Annotated in this window: 20 protein-coding genes; all 20 read right to left on the reverse strand. The window is 46.1% G+C overall.

Features of this window, described 5'->3' with window-relative positions; all coding sequences use genetic code 11:
• Positions 1-645: 645 nt before the first annotated feature.
• Positions 646-1320 (reverse strand): DUF3298 domain-containing protein, encoded by a 675-nt coding sequence (locus ACE3MZ_RS15275; RefSeq protein ID WP_411343008.1) that lies wholly within the window; start codon positions 1318-1320, stop codon positions 646-648.
• An 83-nt stretch (positions 1321-1403) separates the two neighbouring features.
• Positions 1404-2507 (reverse strand): DUF2167 domain-containing protein, encoded by a 1104-nt coding sequence (locus ACE3MZ_RS15280; protein ID WP_411343009.1) that lies wholly within the window; start codon positions 2505-2507, stop codon positions 1404-1406.
• A gap of 288 nt (positions 2508-2795) precedes the next feature.
• Positions 2796-3614 (reverse strand): sporulation transcription factor Spo0A, encoded by an 819-nt coding sequence (gene spo0A / locus ACE3MZ_RS15285; RefSeq protein WP_411343010.1) that lies wholly within the window; start codon positions 3612-3614, stop codon positions 2796-2798.
• Between the two features lie 397 nt (positions 3615-4011).
• Positions 4012-5751: a DNA repair protein RecN gene (gene recN, locus ACE3MZ_RS15290; protein ID WP_411343011.1), complete on the reverse strand. Its 1740-nt coding sequence runs from the start codon at positions 5749-5751 to the stop codon at positions 4012-4014.
• 130 nt (positions 5752-5881) lie between these two features.
• Entirely contained in the window at positions 5882-6331 is a 450-nt protein-coding gene (gene ahrC, locus ACE3MZ_RS15295; RefSeq protein ID WP_411343012.1) for a transcriptional regulator AhrC/ArgR, read from the reverse strand.
• A gap of 432 nt (positions 6332-6763) precedes the next feature.
• On the reverse strand, positions 6764-7639 hold the full coding sequence (locus tag ACE3MZ_RS15300) for a TlyA family RNA methyltransferase (protein WP_411343013.1): 876 nt from the start codon (positions 7637-7639) through the stop codon (positions 6764-6766).
• A 210-nt stretch (positions 7640-7849) separates the two neighbouring features.
• Positions 7850-9751, reverse strand: coding sequence for a 1-deoxy-D-xylulose-5-phosphate synthase (gene dxs / locus ACE3MZ_RS15305; protein WP_411343014.1), 1902 nt, complete (start codon positions 9749-9751; stop codon positions 7850-7852).
• A 330-nt stretch (positions 9752-10081) separates the two neighbouring features.
• Positions 10082-10933 (reverse strand): polyprenyl synthetase family protein, encoded by an 852-nt coding sequence (locus tag ACE3MZ_RS15310; RefSeq protein ID WP_411346809.1) that lies wholly within the window; start codon positions 10931-10933, stop codon positions 10082-10084.
• Between the two features lie 43 nt (positions 10934-10976).
• Positions 10977-11237: an exodeoxyribonuclease VII small subunit gene (xseB, locus tag ACE3MZ_RS15315; RefSeq protein ID WP_411343015.1), complete on the reverse strand. Its 261-nt coding sequence runs from the start codon at positions 11235-11237 to the stop codon at positions 10977-10979.
• Entirely contained in the window at positions 11206-12591 is a 1386-nt protein-coding gene (xseA, locus tag ACE3MZ_RS15320; protein WP_411343016.1) for an exodeoxyribonuclease VII large subunit, read from the reverse strand. Before xseA ends, xseB begins: the two co-directional genes overlap by 32 nt.
• Before the next feature lie 14 nt (positions 12592-12605).
• Positions 12606-13463, reverse strand: a complete 858-nt coding sequence (gene folD / locus ACE3MZ_RS15325) for a bifunctional methylenetetrahydrofolate dehydrogenase/methenyltetrahydrofolate cyclohydrolase FolD (protein WP_411343017.1) — start codon at positions 13461-13463, stop codon at positions 12606-12608.
• Positions 13464-13683: 220 nt separating this feature from the next.
• Positions 13684-14136: a transcription antitermination factor NusB gene (gene nusB, locus ACE3MZ_RS15330; RefSeq protein WP_411346810.1), complete on the reverse strand. Its 453-nt coding sequence runs from the start codon at positions 14134-14136 to the stop codon at positions 13684-13686.
• An 817-nt stretch (positions 14137-14953) separates the two neighbouring features.
• Complete coding sequence (locus ACE3MZ_RS15335) at positions 14954-15187, reverse strand: DUF2273 domain-containing protein (protein WP_411343018.1); 234 nt, start codon at positions 15185-15187, stop codon at positions 14954-14956.
• 15 nt (positions 15188-15202) lie between these two features.
• Complete coding sequence (gene amaP / locus ACE3MZ_RS15340) at positions 15203-15742, reverse strand: alkaline shock response membrane anchor protein AmaP (protein WP_411343019.1); 540 nt, start codon at positions 15740-15742, stop codon at positions 15203-15205.
• A gap of 171 nt (positions 15743-15913) precedes the next feature.
• A complete protein-coding gene (locus tag ACE3MZ_RS15345; protein ID WP_411343020.1) occupies positions 15914-16321 on the reverse strand; it encodes an Asp23/Gls24 family envelope stress response protein in 408 nt (135 codons plus the stop codon).
• A 75-nt stretch (positions 16322-16396) separates the two neighbouring features.
• Positions 16397-17740, reverse strand: a complete 1344-nt coding sequence (accC, locus tag ACE3MZ_RS15350; protein ID WP_411343021.1) for an acetyl-CoA carboxylase biotin carboxylase subunit — start codon at positions 17738-17740, stop codon at positions 16397-16399.
• A 40-nt stretch (positions 17741-17780) separates the two neighbouring features.
• Positions 17781-18269 (reverse strand): acetyl-CoA carboxylase biotin carboxyl carrier protein, encoded by a 489-nt coding sequence (gene accB, locus ACE3MZ_RS15355; RefSeq protein WP_411343022.1) that lies wholly within the window; start codon positions 18267-18269, stop codon positions 17781-17783.
• 217 nt (positions 18270-18486) lie between these two features.
• On the reverse strand, positions 18487-18852 hold the full coding sequence (locus ACE3MZ_RS15360) for a VOC family protein (protein WP_411343023.1): 366 nt from the start codon (positions 18850-18852) through the stop codon (positions 18487-18489).
• Positions 18853-18988: 136 nt separating this feature from the next.
• A complete protein-coding gene (locus ACE3MZ_RS15365) occupies positions 18989-20242 on the reverse strand; it encodes an aspartate kinase (RefSeq protein ID WP_411343024.1) in 1254 nt (417 codons plus the stop codon).
• Between the two features lie 363 nt (positions 20243-20605).
• Complete coding sequence (gene efp / locus ACE3MZ_RS15370) at positions 20606-21163, reverse strand: elongation factor P (RefSeq protein ID WP_411343025.1); 558 nt, start codon at positions 21161-21163, stop codon at positions 20606-20608.
• Positions 21164-21174: the final 11 nt, after the last annotated feature.

The raw sequence follows: 21174 nt of genomic DNA on the forward strand, positions 1-21174 counted from the left end.
GCAAGGAGAAGAAACGACTTTTTGTATGCGGCGGTGGCTGATAGATAGATAGAATTATACATCACGTATGCGAAAGTCTATCATGCAAAAACATTATGTTATATCACAACTCCTATCGTGCACCACAGCTTCTATCATGCATTTGAACACCTATCATATATTCCAATATGCGCGCTGTATGGAATCGTCTACTAGACTCGCTGCAATATATGAGAGATTTAGTCATTACATAGATAGACCCGCTTCATTGCATCCAATTGCTCATTGGAAGAATAAAATATCACTCAGTTTCCAAGTTCCGAAAAACAGCAGTACGCCCACTGCATATGTACCTAGCACGAGCACCCACGCATTCGTCTTTTCCATATCTATCCCTCCGTCCCTGTCTAGTCTGTGTACAGATATATTTATTATATACGTTTAGTGAAGCACAAGCGAATCAGCTATATACAAAATCGGGTTTATAGCTAGCAATCACTATATATTTATAGATAAAGTAATCGCACTTCTCCTATATAATGTTGATTTCATCCGAAACTATAAAATGTGTGTACTGAATATAAGTATGATCTGGAAGTTCGATTCACTTTTGCTGTTAAGAAACGAATCGTTTCAGCATATACGTGATTATTTTTGTCAATCAAATTATTTGCTTTTAAAAACGCTGTATGGAACTTGTACTTTTATAGCACCCTCTGCATAAGGACCGACCATATATGGATCAAATACAATTACAATTCCATCTTTGTAAAAATAGAATGAGGTATCTTTAGTTAATTCAAATGTCTCAGCCGCATCCTCAAACAGATTTTCACCGGCATTATATCTTGCTTTCAGACGTTCCGATATATAAGAGCGTACAGAAGACAATTGTTTATTTGGATTAACGACATTAAAAAAATTAAATTGTTGTGCTGTTTTATAATTAAAATTGTAACTAATCGTTGCAGATAAACCATGCACACCGCCACTATACGAATAATCTTCATGAACAATAGATATTAAATCTCCTGTTACATAAAGCACCTTAACTGAGGTCTCATATGTACCATAAGGATATTCATTAACATTATATTTATTAGAAGCAGCCGCACGAACTGCATGCAACTTTAATGTTTTATTGATCGATTTGATAGCGTTACTATTGCCTTCTAACTCTATATAAGGTTGTCCTTTATATTGTTTTTGATATGTAATCAATCCTTCAGTTGCTTTCATAGCAGTTACAGATGTCTGATTTGCCCAAGTCTTATTCTCATATACTGGAAAACCCAGTACAAAAATTATGATTAAAAAGAAGATTCTTTTCCCCATATTCATTGTCATTCTCCTTATTTTTAAATTAACATTCAATAATGTTATGGATCATTATAGCTTTATTACAGTGTCTTAACTGTGTTCTATCAATCTTTTTTGTCCGATCCCGACGGTTTTTCTTGTACCAGCGGTGCCATAGGCTGAGCAGGTTTTGGACGCCGAATGGGAAGCTCATTTTGCTGATAATCTCGAGATTGGATCTCTTCAATCATCAATTCATGTTCAAGATCACGTTTAGCGCGGTTACGCTTATATAGATAGATGCCTACGGCGATGAGTGCGACGATGTACCATAACTTTTTGACAAAGAAATAAAAGCTGTATTTATGTGCAGCTCCAATTCCTGCTCCACTCGCAATCAAGCCTTGCAATGTCATTTTGGATACATGATCTTGATTAGCGATGTAGCTGTCATAGGTTGAGCCGGACTGAATGCGTATATGAGGTAAAATAGATTGGTTTAATATGCCCGTATCGTAGGCATAATGATCGCGAGTCGTAATCATTAAAACACTGATATAACCAGTACGTGTAAGTATACGTGCATTGTAATTAAATACTTCATCTGATGGATCACTGACCATCATGAGGTCCCAGGACAATGTACGGGTTGGACGATCATATTTGGGGACTTGCCCCCAACCAACAACTTGTAGCTGTTTGTCCGCAGCCGCTTTTTTATTTTGTTCTTCTATATCACGACAATACGTGGATAGCAGCTCTTGAGAATCAATCTGCTTATAATCCGTATCTAGAATATGCCCGGATTCGACATACTGCAAAATAATCCAGGCATCCGTTTTAGGAATATTAATCATCCCCAGCATAGAACCATTGAGCAGATCACCAGTATCCAGAAACTTCGTAAAAGCAGCCGCATCTTGACCATTCATATATTCCAGATCTTGAGTCAGTTGGAATGAAGCGATAGTATCGAGCTGCACAGTCGCTGGCGCTACTTGCACATGATATGTAAAAGAATTATTCTCTGTATTGCTTTTGGAATCACCTTCGTAGATAAGTGTACGTTCTTCTTGCTGCTGCGTGTTTTGCTGAGTATTACTTGATGATGGAGAAGATTGATCTTGCGATGCTCGGTCAGTTGAAGCATATGTAGTCGCTGTAAAAGGCATCATTGATATAGTCAATGATAATAACAGCAATAGCTTCCATATCATACTTCGATTCAAAGGCTAGCCTCCTGTATGTTGTAGTCTACATTTTAGATACATTCTATACACGAATGTTCAGTGTTTGTGATCCATTGCTATTCAAACATCGGACAATTGATTTTACCTCATTATACTGATTTTTGAAATAACAAAAACCGTCAGTAGCTATAACTGACGGTTTCAGTCGATTGATCTATACAGTATGAGTTTTGCAGTTTGCAGTTCAATTGTACTCAGCTGAACCTTTGTTGTCTCGTATTATTTTCTACATCCATCTTATTGAAGTAGACATCGCAAACATCCGAATCAGTTCGGAACTTTGTGCTCAATGCGCAATTTGTCTGCCACCATGGCAATGAATTCGCTATTAGTTGGTTTGGATTTGCTGATATTGATCGTATAGCCGAATAGATGGCTGATGCTGTCAATATTGCCGCGGGTCCAAGCAACTTCGATAGCATGACGAATGGCACGTTCTACGCGGGATGGTGTTGTTTTGAATTTCTCAGCAATAGCGGGATACAGTGTTTTCGTAATAGAGCCAAGGATCTCAATGTTGTTATACACCATGGTGATCGCTTCGCGCAGATATTGGTAGCCTTTAATATGAGCGGGTACGCCAATCTCATGAATGATTGCTGTAATGCTAGCGTCCAGATTGCGTCCTTTGGACTGAATAGCAGCAGACTTATTGGAATTCAGACTCATATTGCTTGATCCAACATTATTGCTCACGGTTACAGGTTGGCCAACCAGCTGGCGCACACGACTTACGAGTACTTCCATATCGAATGGCTTCAAAATGTAATACGAAGCGCCAAGCTGTACTGCGCGCTGTGTAATATTTTCCTGACCAAAAGCTGTTAGCATAATGATCTTTGGTGAAGGATTCAGATTCAGATCACGTAAGCGTTCCAGTACACCCAGACCATCGAGATGCGGCATAATAATATCGAGAATCAGTACGTCCGGTAACACGGGTAGATTCTCAATCGTCTTCAGCACTTCTTCGCCGTTAAATGCAATACCGGCTACTTCCATATCTTCTTGACTGGAAATATAATCAGCCAACATATTCGTAAATTCGCGGTTATCATCAGCTAGTAAAACTTGAATATTGGACAAGGTATTTCCTCCTCTGCGATCGGTATATGCTTCGCTACTGTATGAATAATTCTCATACCTATCATTCGCCAAAATCGAACGAAAAGGAACGAAAAATTTGAAATAAAGCGCTCATATCCTCATATTATATGTAATTCGACATTTCTGATGTAATACCTTCTGTCGAAAATAGAAAACGCATAAATTTCCCAATTCTTCTATACAATGTATCATCTAAGACGAAATACGATGTATGCTTTACATCACCGTTTCGAGTGTTCGGAACAAGGCATGATTCCGAGTCATTATATAATGATCAAAAAGAATAATGAAAAAGGAAGCCTACCTTGAAAGGCAGGCTTCCCGCACCGCTTGATCTGTACTTTAGTATAAAATTGTTCAATACAGCGGTAGATATTCAGTGAACTGCATAGATAGCGCCATCTTTGCGTGCTTCAGCCAGCTTGAGCATCTCAAGCGCATGGTGATTCGTTTTCTCTGTAATCTCAACTCCGCCCAGCATACGAGCCAACTCATCCACACGTCCATCTTCATGCAGCGATACGACACGTGTTGCTGTACGATCGGCAATGATCTGTTTTTCGATCAAATACTGATGATCTGCCATGCAAGCAACTTGCGGCAAGTGAGTAATGGAGAATACTTGGCATTCGGACGATAGTTTGAACAACTTCTCGGCAATCGACTGCGCCGCACGACCGCTTACACCAGTATCCACCTCGTCAAATACGAGTACAGGAACCTGTTCATGGCGGGCAAAGATACTTTTCAGTGCTAGCATAATACGCGACAGCTCACCACCGGAAGCGATTTTGCCCATAGGACGAAGCGGCTCACCCGGATTGGCAGAGATTAGGAACTCGACGTTGTCCAGACCTTGACGTGTAATGCGAATATGGCGACCGTTGCATTCAACACCGTTAGGATCATCCATATAATCCATCTTCACACCCAGTGACGTACGCTGCATTTGCAGATCTTTTAATTCCGCTTCTACTTGTTTTGCCAATTCATCCGCTGCTTCACGACGCAGCTTACTCAGCTTGCTACCGGTTTCGAGCAGTTGAATACGCAATTTATCACGTTTGGCACCCAGTTTGAGCAAATGCTCATCTTTGTTTTCGAGCAGATCGGTTTCACGTTTGATCTTTTCGTAGTACTCCAGAATTTGTTCAACGTTTTCGCCATATTTACGCCGTAAGCCGATCAACAGATTCAGACGGGATTCTACTTCTTGCAGTCGTGAAGGATTGAACTCGATATTTTCCTGATATCCACGCATCTGGTATACGACATCTTCCAGCTGATAATAAGCAGACTGTAACTGCTCAACTACTGGATCCAGATTTTTGGAATCATAACGTGCCACATCGCTTAGGCGTGAGAGCGCCACACTGATTGCACCCATTGTGCTGTCACCATTGAGAGTATGATATCCGCCAGCTACCGCTTCCATCATTTTCTCGCTATGTGCCAGACGCAAGCGTTCTTCTTCCAATAACTCGTCTTCACCTGGTTTGAGGTCAGCTGCTGCGATTTCTTCCAGCTGAAAACGATACAAATCCATCATTTGATATGCTTTCTGGCTATTTTCTTGCAATTCGCGCAGTTCACGTTCGACCTTAATATAGGCGCTATATTGCTCATTATATTTGAGTTTGACCGGAGCGATCTTCACATCGCCAAATGTATCCAGCAGACCAAGATGACGTTCTGGTTTCATAAGCGATTGGTGCTCATGCTGTCCGTGAATGTTGACGAGCTGCTCGCCTACTTCACGTAGCATGGATAGATTAACGAGCTGCCCATTGATACGAGCTGTACTTTTGCCGCTGCTGGTCACTTCACGACGAATAACCAGATGTTCTTCCGCCGTGCCTTGAATACCGAGGCGCGATAACGTGGACCAAACAGGATGGGTAGAGCGCAATTCAAATAGCGCTTCCATCTCTGATTTGTCGCAGCCATAGCGAACGATCTCCGCTGAGCTTCTGCCACCTGCAATAAGACCGAGCGCATCAATGATGATCGATTTCCCGGCTCCGGTTTCACCGCTTAGCACATGGAATCCTTTATGAAAGTAAACGTCGATTTCTTCAATAACAGCCAGGTTTTTAATGCTCAGCATGACCAGCATGCAGATCACTCCTTCTCGTCATAGGAACTGACGATCAATCGCTATGCCCCGTGGAGTCGGATATCTGCAAGCCAGCATACGTATACAGGCAATAATTGAAAACATCGACATCTTACGGTCTTATCTTCTGTTAAGAGATAAAGCCCATAATCTGTTCGATTACTTTCTGGCTGTCTTCAGGTGTACGACAGATAATTAGCATCGTGTCATCACCAGAAATGGTTCCCATGATCTGCGACCATTCCATGCTGTCCACTAGCGAGGCAATCGAGTTTGCCGTACCGGGAAGGCATTTCATTACAACCAGATTGTTTGTGTAGTCAATTTGCAGAAAATTATCCACTAGCGCACGTTTTAGCTTTTGCACCGGGTTATAGCGTTGATCGGTTGGTAAAGAATATTTATATCGTCCATCGTCTGTCGGAATCTTGATCAATAACAATTCTTTGATGTCACGGGATACGGTTGCTTGAGTTACCTGAAAGCCTGCCTGACGCAATGCTTCAACCAGATCATCCTGGGTTTCAATATCCTGATGTGTAATAATTTCTCGAATCTTAATATGTCGCTGTCCCTTCATAAAGACCTCCGTTGGTAGTATGCTCTATAGTTATTATGCAAATGACCGTTATGATGAATGAGTGAGAATACCGGTTTGAATCAATACCGGATTCTGTATTTATTCGTCCTGATGCAGGTATATTCCTTTTTGATCTATCAAATTGGAAAATCCTGTTCATCATAACTTGATCGCAAATTTAGCTCGCACATTACCCTATTGTAACATTCAGAACGGAAAGGTCCAAACCCCTCATGTGATAACTTCAGGGCGGAACGTTCGTTCTCATTATATAGGAATATCTGTTCGTAAATCAATAGCCAAATTTGAATTTGGATCATTAAATTTGTCAACTTTTGTATATATTGCGTAGTGGCGCGGGCTGAGTGCACATGGGAATGCAAAAGACCCGTACCGGCATGGGTGCCCTTGTACGGGTCTTGGTGAATGATTCTATTTTACTCTTTCGCTTGCTCCCCCACGAAAACGATGGGATGCTTCTGCGGCGGTTTGTACAGCTAATGTCTTGATATCGGTCAATATTGGTTGTGATTGCCGCTGTTCATCCTCTGCATACTCGTCTGTCGATGGCAGATGCCAGTGCGCCAGAAACTCAATATTCCCTTCACCACCGGTGATCGGTGAGAAGGTTAATCCATGCAATTCATAACCAAGTTCCTGCGCGAAGCCCAGAACGGTTTCCAGTACTTCCTGATGCACTTTGGGATCGCGTACAACGCCAGTTTTACCGACTTTCTCACGTCCAGCTTCAAACTGCGGCTTGATCAGCGCTGCCACATCAGCAGGACGTGCCAGTAATTCCTTGAGTGGTGGTAACATCAAACGTAACGAAATAAACGAAACATCAATACTGGCAAAATTGGGCACAGGTCCTTCCAATTGTTCCGGCGTCATATAACGGAAATTGGTCCGCTCCATCACATGTACCTGCGGATGATTACGTAGCGACCAATCCAGCTGATTGTACCCTACATCAATGGCATATACATATTCCGCACCATGCTGTATTGCACAATCGGTAAAACCTCCGGTAGACGAACCGATGTCCAACATCGTACGTCCCTGCATATCAATACCAAAATGACTGATCGCCTTTTCTAGCTTTAATCCGCCGCGGCTTACATATGGATGTACGGCTCCTTTGACATTGAGCGCAGTATCACGAGGAATTTTCATGCCCGGCTTTTCCAGACGTTCTGTTCCACCATACACAAGCCCTGCCATAACGGCTGCTTTTGCTTTTTCCCTGCTTTCATAATATCCCTGTTCGACGAGCAGGACGTCGAGACGTTCTTTGTCACTTGCCATGCGTTTTAGCTCCTGTACGGCTTACCGTATTTTTATTCATATTCAAAGTATACATGAAACAGCAAACGAAGCGGAAAGGAAATCCTTCCGCTTCGATCTACCGCTATATAACGACTTTGTTTGTCGTAATCAGTTTCTTACTAATTACCGCCATTCATGATGCGTATTTATAGCGCGCTAATGTATGATCGGTGGTGCTTGCACTCTGCATCAGACCGAGTTTTTCTGGAAAGTCCAAGTTTTTCCCGGTGCAAGTGCTTTTAACGAAGCAGCGATATGTTCTGGAGTCAGCCCAGCTTCGCGCTGTTGATCCTTGATGCTGCCATGTTCGATAAATTCGTCTGGAATTCCCATCAGACCGACCGTTGTATCGTGCAAGCCGCGTGCTGCGTAGAATTCCAGCACCGCACTACCCATGCTGCCTGCCTGTGATACTTCCTCAACGACCAACATGCGTGTGCCGCTATTAGCCAGTTCCAGTAACATCTCTTCATCAAGCGGCTTCATGAAACGTGCATTAACAACTGCTACATTCATACCGTCGCGTTTGAGTTCTTCGGCTACTTCAAGACCCATTTGTACCATCGGACCAGATGCGATAATGGCATAATTCTCGCCTTCGCGCACTTTTTCCCATTGACCGATTGGAATCGGCATCAGCTGTTGATCCAGCGGTACGCCAAGACCATTAATCCGTGGATAACGATAAGCGATTGGACCATCATTGTATTCCAGTGCCGTCTTCATCATATGGCGCAGTTCATTTTCATCCTTCGGCATCATAATGACCATATTTGGAATATGGCGCATAAAGGCGATATCGTACACACCTTGATGCGTCTCACCATCCGCACCGACAAACCCAGCACGGTCAATCGCAAACATTACATTCGCATTATGACGACAAATATCATGCACAATCTGATCATACGCACGCTGCATAAAGGTCGAATATACTGCATAGACCGGCTTCATACCTTCCATTGCAAGCGCTGCGCACATTGTTGCCGCATGCTGTTCAGCAATACCGACATCAATCATACGATCCGGGAAACGAGCCGCAAATGGGAACAAGCCCGAGCCGCCCGGCATTGCCGGAGTAACTGCGACGATACGCTCGTCCTGCTCTGCTAGCTCGATCAGCGTCTGACCAAATACTTCGGTATACATCGGATGACCAGCAGCTTTGACGACCTGACCGGATTCGATTTTGTATGGCGTAATGCCATGCCATTTGTACGAATCGGCTTCAGCTGGCAAATAGCCTTTACCTTTGATCGTTACGATGTGAATGAGTACCGGGCCATCTACGTTGTCCGCTTGACGGAACGTTTCCAGCAGTTTCGGCAGATCATGCCCATCTACTGGGCCAAAATACGTAAAACCCAGTTCTTCGAACAATACGCCGGACACCATCGCGTATTTAAGTGAATCTTTTAGCTTTTCCGCTGTTTTGGCAATTTTGCCGCCAATCGCTGGAATTTTCTTGATTAATTGTTCCACTTCGTCTTTGGCACGAAGATAGCCTTTGTCGGAACGGATTTTGCCGAGATATTTGTGCATCGCGCCCACGTTTGGAGCAATCGACATCTCGTTATCGTTGAGCACGACAGTCAGCTTGCGCTGCTCATGACCGATATGGTTCAGCGCTTCAAACGCCATTCCACCAGTCAGAGCGCCATCGCCGATCACAGCTACGACTTTGTTGTCTTCCTTTTTAAAATCGCGTGCGAGCGCCATGCCCATCGCCGCCGACAGCGATGTACTGCTATGTCCGGCTTCCCATACGTCATGTTCGCTCTCGTTGCGTTTAACAAAGCCACACAATCCTTTGTACTTGCGCAGCGTATCAAAACGATCCATACGTCCGGTCAGTACTTTGTGCACATACGCCTGATGTCCAACGTCAAAAATGAATTTGTCTTTCGGGCTATCATATAGATAGTGCAGCGCCAGTGTTAGTTCCACGACGCCCAGATTGGAAGCTAGATGCCCTCCGGTTACCGACAATTTTTCAACCAGAAACTGACGGATCTCCACCGCCAGCTCGGTCAACTGTTCTGTTGTTAAATGTTTTAGGTCATTTGGTTGATGAATCTGTGGAAGCAGCACACCATTTCCCCGCTTTCCTGTGAGTATCGTAACGGCACTCCAATGTTGTTTGCATGCAGGTTCCATGCCATTGATCTGTTTTATACGTTTTATAATTACTTTCCACTATACCACAAGCGCAACATTTTACGAAATCTGACACTGTTCTTGATCATCGTTTAACAGAGCAGCATCATGTATATGCTGTGTGCTGATATAGTCTGTACATAACGGGGTTCCATATGCAGATCAGGGAAAGCATGATGTATAGCATCAAACACGGTCTAGTACCGGTTATCGGGTGTCTTGCCTGTTGTATATTGGAGAAACCTTATTGGCTATACGTAACCATTAATGATCGCGTTGCACCAGATAATCGGCGATTTCCTCCAGACGACTGGAGTCTGTAAGATTGGCTTGTTGTAACGCATCTTTGGCACTTGCAGTCAGTCTGGCGACTTCTTGTTGCGAAGCTTCCAAACCGATGAAATACGGATACGTTACCTTTTGCAGCTTGCTATCGCTCTGCGTTTTTTTACCAAGCTTGGCTTCGTCGCCAATCACATCGAGAATATCATCCTGAATCTGGAATGCAAGACCAATATCGGAGCCAAAGCGGCGCAGCGCTTCCAGTTGTTCGTCGGTTGCACCAGCAGTTCGCGCGCCAGCAGTCAGGGAAAACATGAATAGGTCAGCTGTTTTGTGCAAATGAATATATTGCAGCTGTGCGAGTTCTGTCATGCCTTGCTCGCCTTCCATATCGGCAACCTGTCCACCGACCATACCGCGCGGACCTGCGTATTCTGCCAGATCGCGCACAATATGCAGTGCAGCTTCAGCACTTACACCGTGTTGTACGGAACAAGTAGCAGCATGAAACGCGTGAGTCAGCAGGGCATCACCTGCGAGAATCGCCATCGCTTCGCCGTATACTTTATGGTTGGTCAACTTGCCGCGGCGATAATCGTCATCGTCCATCGCTGGCAGATCATCATGAATGAGCGAGTACGTATGTACCATCTCCACTGCACTCGCTACCGGAGCAGCCGCTTCCCGACTTCCGCCTAGCGCTTCTGCTGCCGCGATGACGAATACAGGACGCAGACGCTTGCCGCCCGCCATGAGCGAATACAACATCGATTCCTTGAGCGTACCCGGTACTTGCCAATCTTCCGGCAGAAACTGCTTCAACTGCTGCTCCATAAATACGGAAATATCGTTGATATATGATGTCAGCTCCGGACGACTACTCAATGATTTCACCGCTTTCCGCAGCATCAAAAGGCTTCTTGCGCAGTTCGCCATCTTCCTCGACGATCATTTCGATTTTGCGTTCGACTTCTTCCAATTTGGAGCCGCAAACCTGCGACAGCTTCATCCCTTGCTGAAACAGATCAATCGCCTTTTCCAGTGGGACATCGCCATGTTCCAACTCGGATACGATTTCTTCCAGTCGATCCATCGCCTGTTCAAAGTTAAGCTCCTGTTCCTTTGCCGCCTTCGCCATCGTTGTGCGCCTCCTCTATCGTGAATACATTACAATGCAATTGTCCATCTTCCAGATTCACCTTGATCATATCGCCCGGTGCTACCTGATTGACCGATTTGATCAGCTGCTGTTCCGGCTCGTCGTAAACGAGACTATATCCGCGCGCCATAACTTTAAGCGGACTAAGCGCATCCAGCTGCTTGAGACCAAAGCCCAGCTTCTGTTGCTTTTGCCGCAGAATCTGCTGCATGCGTAGCTCGAGCTGACGACGAGCAGAATCAGTACGCCGCTTCGCATACACTAACTGATCCTGCGGATTATGACGTGCCAGACGTTGATTGAGTCGACCGAGACGTTCGCGCTGAATATGTCCACGTCGCTGTAAACTGGACGTCAGACGACGCTCCATCAGATCAAGCCGAGTCATATGCTGTACCAGTTGTCGCTGCGGATGAAGCAGTGCCGGTGAGCGCTTGAGTCGATTCAAACGATCACGCTGACGCTGGGACAAACGCAGCAATCCCTGACGCAGCTGGCGACGTAATTGTCCGATCTGGGCTTTTAATTCATTCATACTTGGCACTGCCAGCTCGGCAGCCGCCGTCGGTGTTGCCGCCCGCAGATCAGCTGCAAAATCGGCAATCGTAAAATCCGTCTCGTGACCGACAGCAGAGATAACCGGAATCTTCGAGCCGACGATTGCGCGTGCGACAATTTCCTCGTTAAATGCCCAGAGTTCTTCCAGCGAGCCACCACCGCGACCGACGATCAGCACATCAGCTTCGCCGAGTGAATTGAGATCGCGAATCGCTTTGACGATAGATGGCGCTGCACCCTTGCCCTGTACCAACACTGGATACACTACGATCTTTACGACCGGATACCGCCGACGCAGAGTAATAACAATATCACGGACCGCTGCACCAGTCGGTGATGTAACGACGCCGATCGTACGCGGATACTGCGGCAAATCCCGTTTGCGCGAAGAATCGAATAGTCCTTCATGCTCTAGCTTCTGCTTGAGCTGTTCATACGCCAGATATAGACTGCCGATACCATCCGGCTGCATCTGAGTCGCATAAAACTGATACTGACCATCTCGTTCATACACCGAAATATAACCACGTGCAATGACGCGTGCGCCTTCTTTTGGAATAAACGGCAATCGCTGATTGTACGATGCAAACATAATACTTTTGATCCGACTGCCTTCATCCTTTAGCGTAAAATACATATGCCCGCTCGAATGGTGCGTGAAATTGGAAATCTCACCCCTCAGCCAGACTTCGGAGAGCAGCGAGTCAGACTCCATTTTCATGCGGATATATTTATTGATCTCCTTGATGGAGTATATGCGCTGCTGTTGCTGCATGTAAGCCGCCTTTCTCAGTTCAGGCCATACGCGCGTCTTGCAGCCACCAGCGTATTTTGCATCAGCATGGTGATTGTCATTGGACCAACGCCGCCCGGAACCGGAGTGATTGGACCGGATACTTCCTTCGCACTTTCAAAATCAACATCGCCCGCCAGTTTGCCGTTTTCCAGGCGATTCATACCTACATCGATGACAACTGCACCCGGTTTGATAAAGCTGGCATCGACAAAGTTAGCACGACCGATTGCCACAACAAGCACGTCCGCTTGCTGCGTTAGCTCCTTCATATTAGCTGTACGGGAATGACACATCGTAACGGTAGCATTCTCACGTTGTAACAGTAGAGATACCGGTTTGCCGACAATATTGCTGCGTCCGATTACAACTGCATGCTTGCCAGACAGATCAATACCAGTACGTTTGATCATCTCAATCACACCAGCTGGTGTACATGGCAGCAAACTATCGTCGCCGATCACGAGATTACCGACGTTGATTGGATGGAATCCGTCTACGTCCTTGATTGGAGAAATCGCGTCGATGACTGCTTTTTCCTCAATATGCTTTGGCAATGGAAGCTGGACGAGAATGCCGTGAATATTGTCCTGATTGTTCAGCTTATCGACCAGTGCGAGCAGTTCTTCCTGCGATGTTTCTGCCGACAGACGGTGTACTTCGGAATAGTAGCCTAGATCATGGCAGGCTTTTTCTTTATTGCGTACATAAACCTGTGAAGCTGGGTCTTCGCCAACCAGCACGACTGCCAGTCCGGGTTGAGCACCCTGTGCTTTCATTTTCTCCACTTCCTGCTGGATATCCTGACGGATGTCCTTCGAAATCTGTGTACCGCTAATGATTGTTGCTGCCATGATAAATCGCTCCTTTAACATTGAAAAATGGTATGATGCACGGTAATCCTGTGTATACACGTAACTTTTGCAATGACCTGATGCGGAATAACACTCATGCTGTGGACAATCGTAGAGCAAGCTTGCTCTATCAGCTATAAACAATAACTCACGTCTGGTTACAACCGAATATGACGTGTGAAACCAAGAATATAAGATAAAATACTGTGCGTACTCTCGCTTACTGCTGCTTGCCTTTGAGCTTGTCGAGATCTTGAATCATTTTACCAAGTACGCCATTTACGAATTTGCCCGATTCCTCTGTACCAAAGTGCTTGGACAATTCAATCGCTTCATTGACTGCAACCTTCGCCGGTACATCTTCGGTAAAGACCATCTCATACACTGCCAGACGCAAAATCTGACGATCGACACGAGACAGACGGCTAACTTGCCAATTCTTCAAATAATCGACCAGCAGCCCGTCAATCGCTTCACGCTGACTCCATGCGCCGTTCACAACGCCCAGCACATACGCACTTAGCTCTGCTTCATCGCGTACTTGAACGTCCGATTCATTATCCGCAGCCGCTTCCTCTAGCAGCATCTCTACCGCTTCCTCCGCCTGCACCTCATTCATTTCCATCTGATACAAACTTTGCACCGTAATCTCCCGCGCCAATCTTCTCTTAATCGCCATCTACTTCATATCCTCCCGCAACCACCCGCAGTCCAAGACCTCCAACAATACCCGGTCGCCATAACCTCACGCCCTACTGCCTTCAATCCCATTCCACGACCATTGCCTCTTTAATTGTGTGTAATCAACTCAAAACATCCATATCCCAAACCAAACTCCAACTCATACAACTATAAAATGAAGTGCAGACAAACTCAAAGTTCAAGCCCACCACACTTCAACCTAATCAACTTCAACTACATATCCACAAAGAACGATAGAAGTTCAAAAAGTTCAGGAAGTTCAGGAAGTTCAAAACATACCAAAGCGCTAAAGCACGAGAATCAAACGTACACTCATACAAAAAGAACTGCTCCCTCAATACCTTCCAAGTTCTACATTCTCCTTCTAACACCCACCCAAAGCTTTCATTTGCAACTTCTCCCAAGCGCCAAAGCCATTCCTACACGCTCTTACAAAAAAGTCTCATCAGCAACCGAATGAATCATTCTACCAATCCATAACCAGCAGTCCGCAAGCAGCACGGAACGGAGGGAAAGGCGAAATGCCATAAGAGCCGACTTTGGAGTGCGGGAATCTACAAGTCACTCCTATTCCGTAGATTCCTGCGCTCCACCGGAGGTCGTTGGCATTCGCCTTTCCCGCAGTGCATGACCTCCACCTCACAGCGTATGCGTAAAACTCCATTTTTTCAAAAAAAGAACACTCAGCACCAAAGAAAAGTTGCAAATGAAAAACCCCACCATACATGATTTGCCGGTTTACGCTTTACCAATAACAGTGCAATCCGGGAAATGATGTATGACAGGGTTCATCGAAATGGACGCCAGCGGTCGCCCAGCCATTCGCCGAGGCGCTGCCACGGAATGAACGGGCCAAGCCGGAGATCCCGGTTGCGACCGACGGTGTAACCTATGAACACTAACAATGCAAAGAACAACATATCCCAAAAACCAACCGTTACATACAAAACTCCGCAGCCAATACCTGCCAGCACGCCAACAATACGTCCGCCGTGCGTCTCCCAGATCTGTTTCCATATCATGAGGATAGCCTCCCTCTACTGCACTCTGCTCTTGAATGCAGGCGAATGAACGATATTGGCGATATACACCGAAACATTGGAGACAGGAATACCTGTAATCTGCTCAATTTCGGTATGAATCGTTTTTTGCATAGTTTCCGTCAAACTAGGAATCGGCGTTTCTCCGTCTACGACTGCACGAATCGTAATATCCAGACCAGATTCGATTACACGGACGCGGGTTTTGAGATCCCGCACACCGCGCGTACGCTCGGCTACTTTCAACGTCATATTCTCAATCGTTTCCAGTGAAATCTGAATATCGCCAAACTCAGTATGCTGATGCACAGCATTCAGATTGCCGCGCTCCGTCCGAATCGACACATAGAAAAAGCGAATGCTCAGCAGAAACAGGACGACGGCAATCACAACGATCGTGATATACACATTTTGCTCATTCCGGTAATCCAGTTCCATCGGCACCTGACCACTAAGCAGCAGAATAACGAGTACGGACAGGATACCAATGCTGAGGCTATACATAAATAAGAGCAGTCGATCGATAATTTTAGCCAACAGTGTGCAGCCCCCTTACAATATACTAAACCCCAGACTGCCTCGTCAGGGGTTTATGATTGAGCGGCTCTGTCAAACAAAGCCGACTCGCTTCTGGCATATACAATGTGCATATACGGGGTTGAAGAGAAGGCGGCAGGTGATATCCATAATGGACGCTGCCGCTTTCTTTTATTTTACACGGTGGGTGAATTCGCTCTCTTCCGTCTTCTCCACGGTTTCCAGATGAACATCGTGAATCTGCACGTTGACTTCAACAACGGTCAGCCCCGTCATCGTTTCAATGGAGCGTTTGACATTGCGCTGAATCTCGGCAGCCACTTCTGGCAAACGATGTCCGTACTGGACGATGACCGATACGTCAACCGCTGCTTCGCGCTGACCGACTTCGACTTTGACACCACGGGACAGATTTTTGCGTCCCAATAGCTCGGCGATTCCGCCAGCAAAGCCGCCGCTCATGCCTGCCACTCCGTTTACTTCAATCGTCGCCAAACCGGCGATGACCTCAATCACTTCCGGCGCAATCTGAATCTCGCCGATATCCGTCCGTTCAAATTCAGTCGGGAATGTACTCATGATTTATACACCTCCTGCCAAGTAAACTAAATATAACATGTACCCGGTTGCTTGACAAACGCAAGCCAGCGGGGATTACACTTCGTTTTCTTCGAGGAATTTGATGTCAAAATCGCCGCGTACAAACGTCTCATGATTGAGCAGACGCAGGTGAAACGGAATAGTAGTATAGATACCTTCAATCGCGAATTCATCCAGTGCGCGTTTCATTTTGGCAATTGCTTCAGCACGCGTTGGCGCCCATACAATCAGCTTGGCAATCATTGAATCGTAATATGGAGAAATCGTATAGCCGGGATATGCACCGCTGTCGACACGTACGCCCGGACCACCCGGCGGCAGGTAAAAGTCGATTTTACCAGGGCTTGGCATAAAGTTACGATCTGGATCTTCCGCGTTAACACGGCACTCGATCGACCAGCCGTTGATGACAACTTCTTCTTGTGTAAAGGACAATGGATGCCCTTCTGCCACATGAATCATTTCCTGAATCAGATCGACGCCTGTTACCATCTCGGTCACTGGATGCTCTACCTGAATCCGGGTGTTCATTTCCATAAAGTAAAATTGTTCGTCTGGACCGAGTAGAAACTCCAATGTACCTGCACCAGAGTAATTCACCGCTTTGGCTGCACGGACAGCCGCAGCACCCATTCGCTCACGCAGTTCTGGAGACAATACCGGACAAGGAGCTTCCTCTACCAGTTTCTGACGACGACGCTGTACGGAACAATCGCGCTCTCCCAGATGCACGGCATTGCCATGACGGTCAGCAATAATCTGTACTTCGACATGCTTCATACCAGTCAGGAATTTCTCCAGATACACACCGCCGTTACCGAACGCTTTCTCGGCTTCTTGCTGTGCGTTTGTAATCTGCTTCACGAGTGATTCTTCATCCTCAGCAAGACGAATCCCTTTCCCGCCACCACCAGCAGTTGCCTTGATGATAACTGGATAGCCGATCTCGCGAGCGATTTTCACCGCTTCATTCAGATCTTCTACGATCCCTTCAGAACCCGGAATAACGGGTACGCCCGCTTCTTGCATCGTACGCTTCGCTTCGGATTTGTCACCCATGCGATTGATCGCATCTGGAGACGGCCCGATAAACGTAATGTTGCAAGATTCACAGATTTCAGCGAAATCAGCGTTTTCCGCCAAAAAGCCGTAACCCGGATGCACTGCGTCACATTCTGTCAGCGTTGCGATGCTCATCAGATTGGTCAGATTCAGGTAGCTGTCTTTGGACAGTGTTGGACCGACACAGTATGCTTCGTCTGCAAGACGAACATGCAGCGAATCACGATCTGCTTCGGAATATATGGCTACCGTGGAGATACCTAGCTCACGGCAGGCGCGAATAATACGAACCGCAATCTCGCCGCGGTTCGCGATCAGAATTTTTTGAAATTTCATTTGCCTTTCCTCCTTCAGCCTTATACGCGGATGCGTGGTCTTATTCCGGCTTCACCAGGAACAAAGGTTGGCCGTATTCAACCAGCTGTCCGTTTTCGGCAAGCACTTCGACGATCGTTCCGTTCACTTCCGCTTCCAGTTCGTTCATCAGCTTCATCGCTTCGATGATGCAGACTGGGGATTTGGTGTTGACTTTATCGCCTACACTTGCGAATGGTCCCGATTCCGGAGATGGAGAACGGTAAAAGGTTCCGACCATAGGGGACACAATTTTATGTAGTGTCGGATCGGCTTCAGGTGCTGCTGGCGTTGCAGCAGGTGTCGCTGCGGAAGTTGCTGCTGGTTGTGCTGCAACAGGTTGAATCGCTGGTGCTGCCGCTTGTACAGCCGGAGCCTGTACGAATACCGTTTCGGCTTTACCCGGTTTACGGATGACCAGGCGGGAGCCTTCATTTTCGATTTCAACTTCCTGTACGGACGTCTCGTCCACCAGTTGAATGAGTTCTTTGATCTCGTTTAATTTGAACATCTATACATTCACTCCTTTGGCTTTATCGCCTGTCAGATGAGCGCAATCTGGCGCCCATTTCGGGAAAATTACACATAACGCTATGTATTATAGCACATTCATCAAAAAGGCGTGAACATCTTTGTTCACGCCTTTTGCTGGAGAGCCATTTACCTGTGATTTGGTGAACAACTCTTTATTCATTTTTCAATTGTATATCGGAATAGGAACGAGTGTGTCACGATTCATCCTGCGAAACGATCCGACCAATACGTACAAGTAAACCGCTAGGATCGCTAACTGCAAACTCGTACACTCCCCAAGGTTTTACAGATGGGGTTCCTTGTTCGATAATCAAATCTCTCACTTGTACTGCTATCTCATCTACGTCATCTACATACAGATACAAGCCGAACGGATTGTCTTCGATTCGTTTCGGCCAATCCGCTACATAATTCAAATGCAGATGCCAGCCGCGTCCGTCAGCGAGAATACGATAATGACCATAATCACTAAGTACATGAAAACCCAATCGTTTGTAGAACGCTTCACTCTCATCAAGATTGGCGCTTGCTATAATCGGAACGGAATAATGATTCATCATAATCTCCTCCCTACATATGCAATACGATTGATAAGGTTAGCCTGACTTTGCGCATGTTCTCTGAGCCTGAGCAAATATATCATCTCATTGTCTGCTAACGTATTGCAAAGGGGTATTAGAAGATACTGCAATCAACTTAACGACGATCTTGCGGGCCGCCGACAAAAGCTTGTTCTTCCGTGTCGAGACCGTAAGCGGTATGCAGTGCTGCTACAACATCGCCCAGCTTGCCTGCTTCGATGACACAAGAGACTTTGATTTCGGACGTACTTACCATTTTGATGCTAACGCCCTGAGCCGAGATCGCTTCAAACATCTGTGCAGCTACGCCTGGATGGCTGACCATACCAGCGCCAACAATAGACACTTTCACCAGATCGACTTCGGATGTCACTTCATCGTACGGCAGTTCGCCGCGGATCGCTTGAATCACTTGAAGAGCACGTTCACGTTCTTCGAGGTTAACAGTAAAAGAGAAATCAGCTTTGCCATTCATGACGCCGCTCTGTACGATAATATCCACGTCGATCTTGGCAGTTGCCAATTCGCTGAACATTTTGGCGAGTACGCCAGGTACGTCGTTGACTCCTCTGATCGTAATGCGTGCCACGTTTTTGTCATAAGCGATGCCACTCACTACCGCTCCCTGTTCCATAACCGCTTCCTCCTTCACTACCGTTCCTTCATTATAGTTAAAGCTGGATCGTACGACGAGGCGCACGTTGTTATGCTTGGCGTATTCTACTGCACGCGGATGCAATACCGCTGCGCCAAGATTGGCAAGCTCCAGCATTTCGTCATAAGAGATTTCTTTCAGTTTGCGTGCGCATTTGACAATACGTGGATCAGTGGAATAGATACCATCCACATCTGTATAAATTTCGCATACATCGGCATTGATGGCTGCTGCCAATGCTACAGCTGTCGTATCGGAGCCGCCACGACCAAATGTCGTAATGTCACCATCTTCGGTAACTCCTTGGAAACCAGCTACCACGACGATCTGACCAGCACCAAGTGCCTTCAGTACACGTTCCGGACGAATGTCGCGAATACGAGCACGGCTATGCTCTGCTTCTGTTTCAAAGCCTGCCTGCCAGCCGGTAAAGGATACCGCTTCACGTCCCTGATGTGCAATCGCCATCGATAACATCGCAATCGAAATCTGTTCGCCTGTCGTCATCAGCATATCCATTTCGCGCGCAGGCGGATTTGGATTCAGCATCAGCGCCTGATCAATCAGATCGTCTGTCGTATCTCCCATAGCGGATACTACGACTACACATTGATGTCCTTCATCTTGCTTTTCAATAATGCGTTTTGCTACGCGCTGCATGCGCTCTACATCGCCGACGGAGCTACCGCCGAATTTCATCACGTACAAAGCCAAGACATCTTCACTCCCTACTTGATACTGGCTTGGCAAGCGCCACAGCCATCATTAACAACATATCCATCATACCGAATATGACATGATATGAAATGCTCATTCTTTAACAGTATAATACGACAACGCGTTAAGTACTACCGCAAATTTTTCGTTTTCCGGCTGAAAGGAAACATACGTGTTCCCTATGTACATTGTACTGCACCTAATCATTCACGATCATTCACGGAATCCAAATGATCCTTGCAATGATGCAAATTTATAATGTTAACAGTATAATTATACATTAATCTTTATAAAAAAGCAGGCTGTTCTCATCGGATGATGAAGAGCAGCCTGCCTGGCAAAGCACAGATGGATCATCAATTACGCGCGGGATACGTATTTGCCTTCGCGAGTATCGATGATCAGTACATCGCCTTGGTTGATAAACAAAGGCACTTGAACACTGTGACCTGTTTCCAGTTTTGCACTTTTGGTTGCACCAGTAGCCGTGTTACCTTTGATACCTGGCTCGGTTTCAACAACTTCCAGTTCCACAGATGTTGGCAGGTTGATGCCGATAATTTCGCCATGATAGCTAACGATGTTAACAGTCATGTTTTCTTTCAGGAATTTCAGTTCCCATTCCAGTTGGCTTTCGTTCAGCTCAAACTGGTCATAAGTTTCGTTGTCCATGAATGTATGCTCTTCGCCGCTTGCATACAGGTATTGTACGCCACGGTTCTCGATTTGGGCACGGGCAATCGTTTCACCAGCACGGAATGTGCGCTCAACAACGTTACCGTTACGCAGGTTTTTCAGCTTGGAGCGCACGAATGCAGCACCTTTACCTGGTTTTACGTGTTGGAATTCAAGAACGGAGAAAATGTTGCCGTCTACTTCCACGGTCAAGCCTGTTTTAAAATCGTTAACTGAAATCAAAATAACGCCTC

Origin of the sequence: Paenibacillus sp. WLX1005 (genome assembly GCF_046603685.1) — a bacterium.
Classification (GTDB): Bacteria; Bacillota; Bacilli; order Paenibacillales; family Paenibacillaceae; genus Saccharibacillus.

What these genes read in the sequence shown, in the direction of transcription:
- ACE3MZ_RS15275 (WP_411343008.1), bottom strand. Translation starts at nt 1,320, where the DNA reads ATGAATATGGGGAAAAGAATCTTCTTTTTAATCATAATTTTTGTACTG.
- ACE3MZ_RS15310 (WP_411346809.1), bottom strand. Translation starts at nt 10,933, where the DNA reads ATGGAGCAGCAGTTGAAGCAGTTTCTGCCGGAAGATTGGCAAGTACCG.
- folD (WP_411343017.1), bottom strand. Translation starts at nt 13,463, where the DNA reads ATGGCAGCAACAATCATTAGCGGTACACAGATTTCGAAGGACATCCGT.
- xseA (WP_411343016.1), bottom strand. Translation starts at nt 12,591, where the DNA reads ATGCAGCAACAGCAGCGCATATACTCCATCAAGGAGATCAATAAATAT.
- ACE3MZ_RS15300 (WP_411343013.1), bottom strand. Translation starts at nt 7,639, where the DNA reads ATGGCAAGTGACAAAGAACGTCTCGACGTCCTGCTCGTCGAACAGGGA.
- ACE3MZ_RS15335 (WP_411343018.1), bottom strand. Translation starts at nt 15,187, where the DNA reads ATGATATGGAAACAGATCTGGGAGACGCACGGCGGACGTATTGTTGGC.
- xseB (WP_411343015.1), bottom strand. Translation starts at nt 11,237, where the DNA reads ATGGCGAAGGCGGCAAAGGAACAGGAGCTTAACTTTGAACAGGCGATG.
- ACE3MZ_RS15360 (WP_411343023.1), bottom strand. Translation starts at nt 18,852, where the DNA reads ATGATGAATCATTATTCCGTTCCGATTATAGCAAGCGCCAATCTTGAT.
- ACE3MZ_RS15345 (WP_411343020.1), bottom strand. Translation starts at nt 16,321, where the DNA reads ATGAGTACATTCCCGACTGAATTTGAACGGACGGATATCGGCGAGATT.
- accC (WP_411343021.1), bottom strand. Translation starts at nt 17,740, where the DNA reads ATGAAATTTCAAAAAATTCTGATCGCGAACCGCGGCGAGATTGCGGTT.
- ahrC (WP_411343012.1), bottom strand. Translation starts at nt 6,331, where the DNA reads ATGAAGGGACAGCGACATATTAAGATTCGAGAAATTATTACACATCAG.
- accB (WP_411343022.1), bottom strand. Translation starts at nt 18,269, where the DNA reads ATGTTCAAATTAAACGAGATCAAAGAACTCATTCAACTGGTGGACGAG.
- recN (WP_411343011.1), bottom strand. Translation starts at nt 5,751, where the DNA reads ATGCTGGTCATGCTGAGCATTAAAAACCTGGCTGTTATTGAAGAAATC.